This window comes from Stenotrophomonas sp. YJH_SMC_6, from assembly GCF_059371335.1.
This window is the reverse complement of record NZ_JCAFUM010000015.1, coordinates 70,249-82,546: the sequence shown is the minus strand read 5'-3', so window position 1 is coordinate 82,546 and position 12,298 is coordinate 70,249. Positions and strand designations below refer to the sequence as shown.

The 12,298-nt window shown below is 62.1% G+C and carries 10 protein-coding genes and 1 pseudogene; 2 read left to right on the top strand and 9 right to left on the bottom strand.

The features are described 5' to 3' along the window. The first annotated feature begins 64 nt into the window (after positions 1 to 64). Complete coding sequence (locus AC5P9N_RS17440) at positions 65 to 487, top strand: response regulator (protein WP_005414268.1); 423 nt, start codon at positions 65 to 67, stop codon at positions 485 to 487. An 8-nt stretch (positions 488 to 495) separates the two neighbouring features. Here AC5P9N_RS17440 and AC5P9N_RS17435 read toward each other — a convergent pair whose 3' ends face one another. Together AC5P9N_RS17435 and AC5P9N_RS17430 are read right to left on the bottom strand one after the other, a co-directional pair. Beyond that, positions 496 to 1,434 (bottom strand): alpha/beta hydrolase, encoded by a 939-nt coding sequence (locus tag AC5P9N_RS17435; RefSeq protein WP_099484105.1) that lies wholly within the window; start codon positions 1,432 to 1,434, stop codon positions 496 to 498. 82 nt (positions 1,435 to 1,516) lie between these two features. Beyond that, entirely contained in the window at positions 1,517 to 2,359 is an 843-nt protein-coding gene (locus AC5P9N_RS17430; protein WP_043035102.1) for an alpha/beta hydrolase, read from the bottom strand. A 174-nt stretch (positions 2,360 to 2,533) separates the two neighbouring features. Here AC5P9N_RS17430 and AC5P9N_RS17425 point away from each other — a divergent pair, with 174 nt between their 5' ends. Further along, positions 2,534 to 2,872, top strand: a complete 339-nt coding sequence (locus AC5P9N_RS17425) for a hypothetical protein (protein ID WP_043035103.1) — start codon at positions 2,534 to 2,536, stop codon at positions 2,870 to 2,872. A 295-nt stretch (positions 2,873 to 3,167) separates the two neighbouring features. Here AC5P9N_RS17425 and AC5P9N_RS17420 read toward each other — a convergent pair whose 3' ends face one another. The 7 genes and pseudogenes from AC5P9N_RS17420 to AC5P9N_RS17390 all read right to left on the bottom strand — a co-directional run bounded on the left by AC5P9N_RS17420 (position 3,168) and on the right by AC5P9N_RS17390 (position 12,297). After that, on the bottom strand, positions 3,168 to 4,085 hold the full coding sequence (locus tag AC5P9N_RS17420) for an ImmA/IrrE family metallo-endopeptidase (RefSeq protein WP_495223870.1): 918 nt from the start codon (positions 4,083 to 4,085) through the stop codon (positions 3,168 to 3,170). 102 nt (positions 4,086 to 4,187) lie between these two features. Further along, a pseudogene (locus AC5P9N_RS17415) lies at positions 4,188 to 4,376 on the bottom strand (helix-turn-helix domain-containing protein); the annotation flags it as partial. After that, positions 4,373 to 5,026, bottom strand: a complete 654-nt coding sequence (locus AC5P9N_RS17410) for a hypothetical protein (RefSeq protein WP_495223869.1) — start codon at positions 5,024 to 5,026, stop codon at positions 4,373 to 4,375. The gene AC5P9N_RS17410 and the pseudogene AC5P9N_RS17415, both read right to left, overlap by 4 nt. Positions 5,027 to 5,281: 255 nt before the next feature. Next, positions 5,282 to 5,515, bottom strand: a complete 234-nt coding sequence (locus tag AC5P9N_RS17405; RefSeq protein ID WP_495223868.1) for a hypothetical protein — start codon at positions 5,513 to 5,515, stop codon at positions 5,282 to 5,284. Then, positions 5,505 to 6,530, bottom strand: a complete 1,026-nt coding sequence (locus AC5P9N_RS17400) for a hypothetical protein (protein WP_495223867.1) — start codon at positions 6,528 to 6,530, stop codon at positions 5,505 to 5,507. Before AC5P9N_RS17400 ends, AC5P9N_RS17405 begins: the two co-directional genes overlap by 11 nt. Before the next feature lie 1,169 nt (positions 6,531 to 7,699). Further along, positions 7,700 to 8,695 (bottom strand): hypothetical protein, encoded by a 996-nt coding sequence (locus AC5P9N_RS17395; protein WP_495223866.1) that lies wholly within the window; start codon positions 8,693 to 8,695, stop codon positions 7,700 to 7,702. Continuing rightward, on the bottom strand, positions 8,692 to 12,297 hold the full coding sequence (locus tag AC5P9N_RS17390; protein ID WP_495223865.1) for a hypothetical protein: 3,606 nt from the start codon (positions 12,295 to 12,297) through the stop codon (positions 8,692 to 8,694). The genes AC5P9N_RS17395 and AC5P9N_RS17390 overlap by 4 nt, the downstream gene beginning before the upstream one ends. Position 12,298: the final 1 nt, after the last annotated feature.

Here is a 12,298-nt window from a genome sequence, read left to right as displayed (position 1 = left end):
GATCACTACCGGCTTGCGCATACTTGCGCGCCTTTTCACCGTTGCTGTCCGGAGTTGTCGCGTCATGTTGCTGTCCAAGCGCCACGTTGAACCCCGCGTCCTGCTCATCGAGGACGCCGAGGAAACCCGCGAGCTGAGCCGTCTTGCGCTGGAAAGCCAGGCCTGCCACGTGGTGGGCGTGAGCTCTGCCGAAGCGGCACTGGGCCTGCTGGCCGCCGGTGAGCGTTTCGACCTGCTGTTCACCGACGTGAATCTGGGCGCGATCAGTGGCATTGAAGCCGCCAACCGGGTCCGCGGCCTGTATCCCCAGCTGCCGATCCTGGTGACGTCGGGCATGGACCAGCACCAGGTGCTGCCGCAGCTGCGCGACGGCATCCATTTCCTGCCCAAGCCGTACAACATGAGCGAGCTGCTCGACGCCATCCGGCTGTGCTTCCGGCACGCCGATGTGGGCGTATTGACCGGGCCGGATGCACAGGCGGCCTGAGGCATTCATCAACCGCTGCTGTACGGTCCGGTACCCGGGAACACCTTCAGCAGTGCGCGGGTGATCATGTCCGGGTAGACGGTGAAGTGATCCTCGTCATCGATCACCATGTTCTCCACTTTCAACGATCGCCCGCTGCTGCGCAGCTGCTCGGCGAATTCGGCGTTGTGGCGCAGCATGTCGTTGCGGGTGAAGTAACGCGGTTCGGGCTTGACCGTTTCAAAGCTGCCCACCGACAGCACCACCGTGGTCGACTGCGCCGGCGCCTTGGCTTCGGCCTGCATGCGCGGCACCCGATGGTCGTCGAACCACAGCGATGGGCTGGACAGGATGTAGGTGCGGAACATGTCCGGGCGCGTGGTCAGCACATAGGCGCCGAACAGGCCACCATAGGAATGACCCGCATAGGCACGCCGCGCCGGATCGGTGCGGTAGCGCGCATCGATCATCGGCAGTACCTGCCCAGCGAGGAAATCGCGGTAGTGCGCCGCGCCGCCGTAGCTGACGTCATCGCTGTAATCACGCGGATCGTTACGCACCGGGTCGCTGGGCGTGTAATCGCGCGAGCGGCTCTGCTTGGAGGTCAGGCCTTCCTGCGGCGGCAGCCCGACCAGGATGAAATCCTCGATGTTGACGCCCTTCTGCCCGACCATGTTGCGCACGCTGCGCACCAGCGGGAAGCTGTACAGCGCATCGGTCACGTACAGCACCGGGTAGTGCTTTTCCGGATGCGCCGCATAGTCGGCCGGCAGCGCCACCCAGACCGGATAGTCGCGGCCGACCGGGTCGTGCACGCGCAGCGCTTCGGTGTCCGGCAGCACCACACCCGGCGTGGCAGTCGGCGCACTGTCCTTCGCTTCACTCTGCATTGCGGGCGGCGCCACCGACATCGCACAGCCACTCACGGCCAGGCAGGCCGCCACACTCCATCCACGCACACGCTGCATCCACACGCTCCCGTTGCGGGCGGCGCACCCGATGGCGCCGCTGCCGCATCGTTGCATGGTGTGCAGGCGGGTACCAGTGCGGTCAGGGCGAGGCCGGCGGCGGCGCCGGGAACAGCGTGCGCAGCGCCTGCAACGCGGCCGGATGATAGATCGTGGCGTGGGTTTCCTCCGGCAACGGCAGGTACTTCACCAGCGGCGACGGCGACGCCTGTTGCAGCAGCGTGGCCAACTGCGCGGCGGACGCAGCCAGCTCTGGCTGCCCACTGCTGGCCAGGAACACGCGCGGCTGCGCACGCGTCACCGCCGGCAGCTGCTTGGCCGCGCCGGCCAGCATTGCGCCACGGTTCCACCACAGGCTGGGGTCCAGCGCGATGTAGCTGTTGAACAGCGTCGGCTCCTGCAGCAGCGTCTCGACCACGAACAGGCCAGCCAGCGACTCGCCGATCAACGCGCGTTCGTCGGTAGTCGGGTAGCGCTGGCGCACCTGCGGCATCAGTTCATCGCGCAGGAAGGTACGGTAGGCCGCCGAGCCGCCGATGCGCGGCGCGATCTTCTGGTCCTGCGGGTCCTTGCTGGGGCCGGTCATGTCGCGGCGGCGCTCGGTGTTCTCGATGCCAACCAGCAGGAACGGACGCATGCTGCCGTTGCCGCTGAGCACCTGCACCAGCCCGGCCACATGCAGGAAATCCTCGCCGATGCCGCCGTCGGGCATGTAGAGCACCGGTAGCGGTGCCTTCGGGTCCAGCCCCCACGGCTGCGGGCGGTAGACGTTGATACGACGGGTCTCGCCCAGCGCCTTCGACTCGATGGTGAAGGTCTCGCCGATGACCAGCGGCGTGGCGGCGGCGGGCGACGCGGATTCGGCGGCCATCAGCGGCGCGGCGGAGACGACGGACAACAACAGCGACAGCATGATCAGACGCATGGGACGGCCCATCCTGGAAAAGATGCCGAGCATAGACCGCCGGAGGCACTGTCGTTCGCGGCACTTTGCCGATCTGCCGGAACTGGAGCACCATGGAGCCGGTGATGGCCATGCAACGGGCACCTTGGCTCAAAGACTGGTCGCCGCCACGCTCATATCCACAAGGAGGTTCCCATGTTGAGTGTATTGATCGCCACCACCCTTGCCGCCGCCTCACCGCAGTCCAGCAGCACTCCGCCAGCATCCGCAGCGTATGCGGACTGCCTGCTCGCCCACCTCCAACCGGGATTGTCCGACCACGCGATCCCGCTGCTGCAGCAGGCCTGCGTCGCGAAGCATCCGGAGAGCTACGTCGCATATTCAGAACTGGAACGCCGGATCAGCGCGCAGCGCCGGGCTGACTTTGACGCGGCTCAAGCGGAAGCCGTGCGTTCCGCGAATGCGGCAGCGACGGCCGCACAGCAAGCTGCCGACGCGGCGGCCGCAAAAGCCAAGGGAGTGCGGGCGAAGTAGAGGCCACGGACCAGGGCAACAAAAAAGGCACCGCATTACGGTGCCTTTCTGAATGACATGGGTCATTGGATGCAATGGTGGGCCGTGAAGGATTCGAACCTTCGACCAAAAGATTAAAAGTCCCGTTACTTTTCAAGTAAAATCATGCAGTTAGATGGTTTCATTCTACGGAGAGGAGCAACCGTAGCCATTGCACCCCAACTGCGTAATTTTGCGTTTTACGGACGATGGCATGCGGGCCAGGACGATCCGCATGCCAGTTCCGACCATCTTCTCTAAGCCCGACCGCGATTTGTCAACCATCTCTTCGGTTGAATGGAAGGATCGCAGCGGATGTCCCATTATCGATAGGCACTTCGCGCTCAACACGGTCGCGCGGCTTCAGTGAAAGCTCCACGATGTCGGCTTTGCGCCCTGAAAGATGGCCAAATGGCAGCCCCATCAGGCTCTCAACATCTCGACTGGAAAGGCCTACAAGATCTGGTAGTGCCCCAGGCACGACAACACCCTCGTTCGCCAACAGTTCCATTGTTCGGCGCAAAAGGCGCGGTTGCTCTGGCTCCCGATCACCATCACCAGGTTCACTGCGCTGGCCCCATTTTGCCGAACGATGTTTGATCAGCCGCAGGTAATCCTCTTCACCGATGATGCCCAAGTTACGCAGCCTCATGATCATCGCACCGACAGAGACCCCCCATCGCTGCTTGAGAAAAAGCAGCCCATTGAGCGTCACTGGAGTATTGACCTCAGCGGCAAACCCCTTTGCAGGAAGAAGAAACGCTCCAGCAAAACGATGCGCATGACTCTCCATCAACTTGTGAGTCGCAGCATCCCCAGGAGCATCTATACCCTTATGGAGTACCAGATGCCCGAGTTCATGCGCAGCGTCGAATCGACTCCGGAACGCATTGCCCTTGTCAGCACAAAGAAGCACCAAGGGTCGCCCCCCAGCACTCCAAGCTGACAAGCCCTCGATGCGCGCAACTCCGGTCTCTTCTCGGGCCACCACCACCCCAGCATTTTCCAAGAGTAAGAGGATATCCCCGGCAGGTCCCTCCCCCATGCCCCACGCACGGCGGCAACGCTCAGCTGCCTCTTCGACCACAGCATTGGTGATATCAGACAGCCGCAGCGGCCCCATCTGCGGAATGCAGACCTCGGGGTAATCGACATACTCCTCTAACTGCGAGGACAACTCCTCCAACCACGACATGCGAGTTCCAAGGAGCGCACGATCCTGCTTCAACTGAGCAATGCTGCCGCGATAGCAGGGCCGGGAAGTAGACTCTCGAACTGGGCGAGTCAACCACTCCGCGGTCACCCGCAACTCCGATGCGATTGCCTCCAACATGGCCGCAGATGGAATCTGGACAGCATTTCGCCATCGGCTAATTGTGGTGCTCGTGACACCAACTCGCGCCGCCAATTCCGTAGCGGAAAAACCGCGAGCGGCCAACGCTTGCGTCAGCCGCTCAGGTACAAAATTCTGGATAGAACGTGTCATCTCATTGGCTCATCTTCATCGCCATCGCGCTTCTTTTTGATCCCACTTTTCAGCTTCGGACCAACCTTATCCACAACATCAGTGGGCTTAGCGTATCTCTGCAGGAACAACGAGACCTCTTCTTTAAAGACGCAATTCCTCAAATCCATAGTCTCATCCGGGACAGCCAGATAGATCCGCGCACTAGCCTCGCCCCGGCCAGTCTCGGTCACCAAGAAGACCGCGACCTGGTGAACGTCATCAACCCGGACATCGGAAAACAGATCCGGCTCAACCAGCCGTCGCACGACGTCATTGTTACGGCAAAGTTTAACTTTTCCTTTACTGCGTCTGGCGTTGTTCCACTTCCCGCTGCCCATATGGACACGACCGAGCGTCACGATTCCGACCTGGCCAACCATGATTGAGTTGCCCTTCAAAGGGGTTCGCGGAACGTCCGCCTCAGCCAGCCCCTTCTCCATCGCCTCGTTCAGAATCAAGTGCCTCAGAAAGCCCTCGGCGGTTGGCCGATGACCGATTGCAAAATCCGCACTTGCCTCCTGAGCCCGCTCCAAAGCTCGCAAGACCAAACGCTGCAAGTCAAGAAGCAATCCGCGATCAAGCTGGGACGACAACAATTCGGCAATGTTTTCGGTTCCGCTGGCGCTCAAGTCAATATCCTCTTGTCGTTGAGCGGAATTTAACCTCTTTTTTTTGTCGCCACAACACCCCATCAAGGCAGTTCCGCCATTTTAGCAGAATTACTAATTGCCGCTAGGAACGGAGGCAACGCCCCACCGCCGGCAGCCGACAATCCCGCCGCTCTCGCGAGGGCAACGGGGCCACGGCCAATGCCAGGTGCTGAGACCACCTGTGTTGCGGCGCTGTCTGGATGCTTGCAGGCATCTGGGCAGCGCCCTGTCTTGCTAGATGGTGACTTCCATCACCGGAAGGTTGGGAGCCGCATCGACCAGGCGACCACCGCGAACCCAGACGTTGTATGGGATGGCCTGCTGCAGCTGGCCAAACGCCCGCATCTGTACACCGTCGTACGTCGTGAGCGTGCTGGTGCCATCACTGTTGTGCGCGGTGACGGTCGCCAGCAATCGAGGGTTGCTGCTGACCAGTTCGCCAAATTGATCCCAGAGGTCAGTCCGCATCGCTGTAGTGCCTTTCAAGGGTTACGGTCTGCTCGATCACCACTGCCTGCTGATCGATCACAACATCAACGCGCAGTGACTCGCACTGCCCATGCCATCTCCCCGCAGCGCCAACGACCTCCACCAAGTCCAACGGCATGATAGGACCGACCTCACCTGGTCTAAGCGGTTTGGGAAACAGCGGCATAGTGAGGTCGACAGCGGCTTGCTCACCGCGATCACTGAGAATGTTCCGACCGCGCTCGGCGCCAGCAGCAGCAACATTGATCAGCGGGCTGCTGACCTGTTGCGCGAACAGCTGACCTGCCTCGCCGTCCTTGCGCACTTTGCAGGTGATGCCCTTCCCCGGCAGCTCACCGGTGACCACCACCGCATCGTACAGCGGCGCGCTGCGCATCTGGAGGCTCTCAGTAAGGACGATGTCCTCCTGCACAACATGGTCAGGAGGTGATTCCCGCCAATGCCACGGGCTGACTGGATAGCTGGCCCTGACCCGCAACACCGGCTGCGCTGGGTCGGACTGCACCACTGCGCCACTTGCCCCGGCCAAGCCACTGATGGCATCGAGAGGCGTGTTAGCGTCATAGAACCACGCACCCGCAGGAACAATCCAGTCGACAGTCCCGTACTGGCTTGTGAAGCCCGTATCGGCGAGCTCCTCCGCCACCAGCTGCGACACGCTCCGATCATCGCCGGTGACCTTCACCCGAGCTGGCGCGTAGGGCGCAGCAAGAAGCGCGGTGCGCGACCGACCACTGAGGCGTACCGCCCCATCCGCGAACTCGCGCTGCTTCTGATAGCTCTCCACGATCCCAGTCCAGGCATGGCCGTTGAGCACAACCTCGAACTGGCGCGGGCCTGCCGCTGTGGGTTTCAGGAGATCCAGCTGCCCCGGATCGGCAAGCTCAAAGTCAAACGTCCAGCCCCACGCGCTACGGCCCGATTCCAGGGTGATTCTTGTTAATTCGATCGGCATTCGGTCCGGCAGCCGTACGAATGACACGGTGTTGATCACGACATACGTCCTTCGTTGCGGGCGCACCGCGTAGCACGCGACAACGCCGAGATTGAGTGGAACAACCCCGAAGCCACCAACCACCGGGCAGCCCAAATTCAGTCCGACCATGTTGCCGGCCGGCCAACCGGGCTCGGGATCAGGATCAGGTGGAACTGGAGGCCGCACGATCCATGGAAGCTTGGCTGCACTCCCCCAACGCAGCCGCCAAGACCTGGGCAAACGATCGCCACACCCCCAGGTCCCCTGCCATTGGCTTCGCGCTGAGTTGCTTGAAAGCCAACGCGCCTCTGTCGACGCGTTCACCTGCCCCTGCGAAGACCAGCGCAAAGCGCCGCCCACGCCGAGGATGCCTGGCGTGCCCCATCGGGACAGTAGCGACACGCTCTCGAAGTCCATGGACCGCCACGGCTGGGCATTTGACCTCCGAAGAACGCCCTGCGAGGTCCACCACCGCAGGGCTCCCCCACGGCTCAGCAGTGGAGTGAGACCCCACCCCGTAGCTGTGGCGCTCCCCTCCAGGCGCCGCGCGCCACGCCAACCGGAAGAGGCCACAATCGATGCACTAGCCGCGCCTCCCCAACCAACCAGAATCATGGCTGCGTGCGGGCGAGCTACCGACCATGAGAGCGAGGAACTCGTCCGAAGGTAGGCGCGCTCCGGTTCCGGCGGCTCCTCCGTCCACCAGTCGACGCCAAGATTCAGCCCGACCAGCGCACCGCCCGCCGCAGCGGGCGGACCCAGGTTCAGCACTACCCTGTTGCCCAGCTGGTCCATTCGCTACTCGCGCGCCGCCGGCGCAATCCAATCCTGGATTGCAGCATTCTGCCGACCGAGGTCATCGAATCCGACCACCGTGAAACGGAATGCCGGATGGAGACGATCTACTCTCCACGTTCCGTCAGGGCGACTCATTGTTGAAGCCACGCAGACACCGCCGCCCCGCTCAAAGACCATGATGCGGCCCTGCGCAGGCTGGTTCAGAATGCGTAGCCGCCCATCCGGCTCAGCGGGGTCGCTCGTCTTGGGGGCCTCACCGGCCAAGTAGCCGGGGCCCGCCCACAGTTGGCCGGCTGAGCTCCGAGCCCCGAAACGCATCGCTGCACGTGGAACACTCCAAGAGACACGCGCCGACCTCGCACCATATCTAGCAGCAGGAATTGCCACCATCACCCCCACGCGTTCGTGATGTCGATCAGAATCTGTCCAGAATAGGTTTCATTGAACCCGTTCATGTTGTCCACCGTTACGCACTTGGCTAGGAGCTGAGTGCCGACCGGCAGTCCATCCACGTCGGTCACGACGGTCAATTCTGGGAATGGCCTGCGGTGGATAGGAGCGTAGATGCCCGGCAGAAATCCACGCGGCTGCATGTTGTTCTCCAGGATATCCACGGTCGAGTAGAGAAGTCCTCCATTCCCGATGTATGGATAAGACGGATAGTTGGACTGGTTACCCAGTGCCACGTTTGCAGTTATGGCTGCAGCAGAGACAAACGAACGAACCGACCCTGGCATGCCCGACATAGAACGACCAATGAAGGCCGCCGTCTGGGTATCCGCATTGCCGAAGTCATTCCAGGAGCGAGCTTTGAACGCATATCCAACCGAACTGCTCCCCTCGGAGTCGCTCCCCTTATACGACACAACAAAGTGGTGCCTGTCGCCAGGTTTCATCGATGCGATATCGCCGGCGTAGTGGCCGTGCGCACCAGCCATGCCCTGGGTTCCGTAGTAGCCAGCCGTATCCACAAAGAGATAGAAGAACCGCTCAGTGCCGATCGCGATCCAATGACGGATCGCACTACTGGCAGAGTTCGCCTTCTCCCACATCGACCCGCTTGCCTTGAGCGCCAGCGAAGGCGTGGCATCCTCGCCAGTATTAACGTCGCTCATTGACGAGTACCCACGGAGCAAGCATGACTTTGCAGCCGTGTCATCCACCCTCAAGTAGTAGCCCGTGCCCGAGACAGGCGAGTTGCGGTAGACACGCACGTTGACGGCCCCGAACTCCTTTGTCCAGCCGAGCCCATCCTTTCGTCCGGCGCCGGTGCCGTAGCCATTGACCAAGATGGCATCCAGCAGCGCAAGCATTGCGCCGGGCACACCGGAAAGCAGGGGGGCACCCACATCGGTGCTTCGATAAACAGTTGGAACGAGACTCATGCTTGAACTCCTGCGACGTTGCCAATGACCTGGAAGCGAGTCGAATCCACGACGCTTTCAGGCGTACCTGGGAGGGTGGTCCGCACCATCCAGATCGGCGCCAAGCCGCCGACTGTGTTAAAGCGAACAACATTGTTGGTCGACCACCCGGAGCCCCAACCTGAGCGCGGAATGGTGAAGTAGGGACGCCCCGTGCGTGGATTGATGGGCGCGCAGTCAGAAGTAACCGCCCCTGTCGTGATGGTGCCAACTGTCTCCCCCATCACCTCAAACGTCGTTGAACTGTTGAAGCGGATGGCCCACCGTTCGGTAATGGCGTCCGCGTTGGTGACCAACAGCGGGTAGTCGGTGTCGTTGAACGTGCCAGGTGCCGCGCTGCCGATAAGCAGGTCGCTCCACACACCAGTCCAGGCCGCCTGGTCGAACAGGTTCACCGTGCGTGCCTGCAGATCCAGTGATCCGTTGGCCTCGCCAAGTCGTAGCGCAGCACTGATCATGGCCTCCCCGGCCGGGAAATCATGCGTCAGCCCACTGTTGATCTCGATTTCCCCTGTGATCTGAGGCTGGACTACCAGCCGGCGATCCTCGACACGCTCGCTGATCACGATGGGCAGGGTGTAGGCGGACAGATTCAGAGGGTCGCTGAAGGTCAGCCGACCCAACGCGGGATCCACTGCATACCAAGCACTGTCGACCGGAGCCCCCTTGGAGTCCCTAACCTCGACACCGGCGATTCGCGTGCGTCCGAAAGACACGACCTGGCCCGCCTGCGGCGACGTGACGCTGTGCTTGGCGGTGTGATGAATCAGCACCGTTTGGCCGGGCTTGAATGCCGGCACACGTCCATCACTGGGCAAGCGGACCGACGACAGGCCGATTACCACCTCGGAGAGCGGAATGGACCGGTAAACCACCGCCCCCATGTAGATTGAGCCGGCTAGTACGAGAGCCGGGCGCCAGACCTGGTCGCCTTCCACTTGGCCGGGATCAAACCACGGCTGGCCTTCATTACCGGCGACCGGCACCAGCTGACCGAACTTCACCTTCGCAACGCCGCTTTCCCAATCCACGTGGCCGCGGATCTGGGCGCTGGTGATGTCACCGTTGATGTCGGCTGTCGCCGTCAGCAGTTCGCCGTCCAGTCGGTTGGCACGCAGAGTGAACATACCCGGACGAAGCGGTGAGCCTGGCGCGCGGAAGAAAGAGAACGCCACGCCCGGGTCGGCGATCCGGGTCAGCAGCGAAAGCACCTGTACGGTGTTGCCGCCACCTGGCTGCCACTGAGTGAGGTTCACGATACCCGACGTGTAGTCCACAGTGCCGGCGTAGACGCCGGCACCAGTCTGTGGGTCGATGCTGTGGTACAGCCCACCGCTCCGGTCGATGTAGGTCCTGCCACGGAAGCCAAAGCGCACGCTGCCGGGCACAACACTGTCGCTGATAGTCGGTGTCAGCTGCAGCTGCATGGCGGGCAGCGGCAATGATTCCTGCGCCTGCTGCGAACTCTCCCCTGCAAGCAGCCACGCCGCAGACATGATCGTGCCTGCCGAGAACTGTGAAAGCACGTCCAGTCGGCCGTACCCTACAACTCTGAGCCGCCCGGACCTGTTCTCGTACTGCGGATAGGAAACCTGGCGCACCATGAACTTTCCGGCCTGCACGGACACCGCGCCGGTGCTGTAGTTCACGGACCCGAGCACCGTCGTGGATGCGGTGTCGCCCACTGACACGGCCACGATGTTGCCGTTCCCATCGTCCTTGGCAACAACGCGCATCGGCTGAGGAGCAGAGGTCAGGTCGTCCCGATCACGGGTAACGCTGATCAACCAATCGAGAAGAACGGAGCCGGCGCGCACCGGCCCCTGCGGCAAGGTGAAGGAGACGATGCCTGACGCGTCCGGTACCGGCTGCGGAGCAGCATGTAGCGGCTGCCCCCAATCGTAGGTAATTGCCAGGCGACTGTCGGCATCCGGCAGGGTGCCAGGCCGCAGCGATACCTCACCCGTCGAGTACGCGATTGACCCGCGCACCTGACCGCCGATCAGCATGCCGCCCACCCCATTGTCGGTGACCGCGACGTCTGCACCACCGATCCGCAGGGTCATGCTGACGGTGCCCGGGACAGCCGAGCCCTCGCCCAGAACGAAGTGCAATGCCGGCGGCTGGATGGCCGCATCCCCCACACGGGATTCAGCGATCACAGGCGTACCCCACGCGGCAATGATGCTGCTTTTCAGATCGGGCAACGCACCGGCAGTGAGCACGATGGACCCAGTCGAATAATTGACCGTGCCACTACCCTGCCCCGGCTTGCCAACAAGCTGCCCGCGACCATTGTCGGTCAGGCGTATCCAGCGACCGAGTGCCCGGTAGTCGACGATCACCGTTCCAGGTGCGGGCAATGGCGTGGCTTGGATCAGCCACACCATGCCCTGGTTGTTCTGCGTCACCGCGATCTCGTCGGTAAAGCCCTGCATGGGGATCGCGCCGGCCGGGGTCGCCGTGACACTGATGGAGGTTGCGCTCGCACCAGAAGCATGGGTGACGGATATCACGCCAGCCTGATAGTCGACCGTTCCGCCCCAGGGCGTGACCGCCACCGAGGTCAACGATCCGGAACCATCGTCGGACAGCTCCACGCTCCCGGCAACTACCTTCACGCTGCCGACTGCCATTCCTGTGCCCAGGTAGCGGGTGACCGGTACGCCTGCCTGGAAGCTGGACGCGAAGTTGAGCGCCAGGCTTCCCGCCGCGCCGGAAGGAACGAAACTCATCATGCCCAGACCGGCAAGCACGTCGCTCACCGGGGTTTCAGCGGTAGACGTGGGTACGATCGGAACGTACGGCGTATCCACCAGAACGGAGAGATCGCCAGGCTTGCCGGCAGCAGTAAGGCGCTTCACGCTGTGATAACTGTTGGCATCCACCACGTTCGTCTCGTAGACACGGGTGGCCGGCTTGCTTGCGGTGTAGCGGACGACTTCCTGACCGTAGAAATTCCGCAGCAGGGCATTCACCAGCTCAATGACCAGAACGTCCCGCTCGAAAGCACCCTGATCGTCCGTGAAGGTTCGGGTCGTGCGCGAGAGCACCGACTTTACCCGCACGTACTGCTCGCCCTCATCATGCCCCGAGCTGGCGGGCGTCAACAGCGACAGGTTGTCATTGATGTCAGGGCTTGGCGCATCTGCGGTCGTGTACACCAGCAGCGTCATCTGGCCGATGAAGTGGTTCCCCATCAGAATGAATCGCGACTCGGTTCCACGGGTGATGTAGCTCTCAACCCTGTTCTTGGCGTCCAAGCGCACATCACTGTAGGACCCCGTTGCGAACATGCTCACCGTCACCTTCGGGTCAGACGGCGGCTCAATGAGGACGCCGATAGCATCTTTCAGCACATCAACGTTCGAAGTGTCCACGTGCACGAACATCTTGCGCAGCGTGGCACGACCGGTCGTCCGCTCCTCATCGCCGATGTCAGGGAAAAGATTGTTCATGGCGCCGTCCTGAACTTCAGCCTGGATCATCCGGCCACCACCATCCGGATTGTCTGTGAGGCGCTGCGACTGGCGGAGCTTGATGTCGGTTGCGGAAATGGGCATT

Excerpts from the sequence above, each read along its gene's own strand:
- AC5P9N_RS17440 (WP_005414268.1), top strand. The coding sequence starts at position 65 with ATGTTGCTGTCCAAGCGCCACGTTGAACCCCGCGTCCTGCTCATCGAG.
- AC5P9N_RS17435 (WP_099484105.1), bottom strand. The coding sequence starts at position 1,434 with ATGCAGCGTGTGCGTGGATGGAGTGTGGCGGCCTGCCTGGCCGTGAGT.
- AC5P9N_RS17430 (WP_043035102.1), bottom strand. The coding sequence starts at position 2,359 with ATGCGTCTGATCATGCTGTCGCTGTTGTTGTCCGTCGTCTCCGCCGCG.
- AC5P9N_RS17425 (WP_043035103.1), top strand. The coding sequence starts at position 2,534 with ATGTTGAGTGTATTGATCGCCACCACCCTTGCCGCCGCCTCACCGCAG.
- AC5P9N_RS17420 (WP_495223870.1), bottom strand. The coding sequence starts at position 4,085 with ATGTCGTGGTTGGAGGAGTTGTCCTCGCAGTTAGAGGAGTATGTCGAT.
- AC5P9N_RS17405 (WP_495223868.1), bottom strand. The coding sequence starts at position 5,515 with ATGCGGACTGACCTCTGGGATCAATTTGGCGAACTGGTCAGCAGCAAC.
- AC5P9N_RS17395 (WP_495223866.1), bottom strand. The coding sequence starts at position 8,695 with ATGAGTCTCGTTCCAACTGTTTATCGAAGCACCGATGTGGGTGCCCCC.
- AC5P9N_RS17390 (WP_495223865.1), bottom strand. The coding sequence starts at position 12,297 with ATGCCCATTTCCGCAACCGACATCAAGCTCCGCCAGTCGCAGCGCCTC.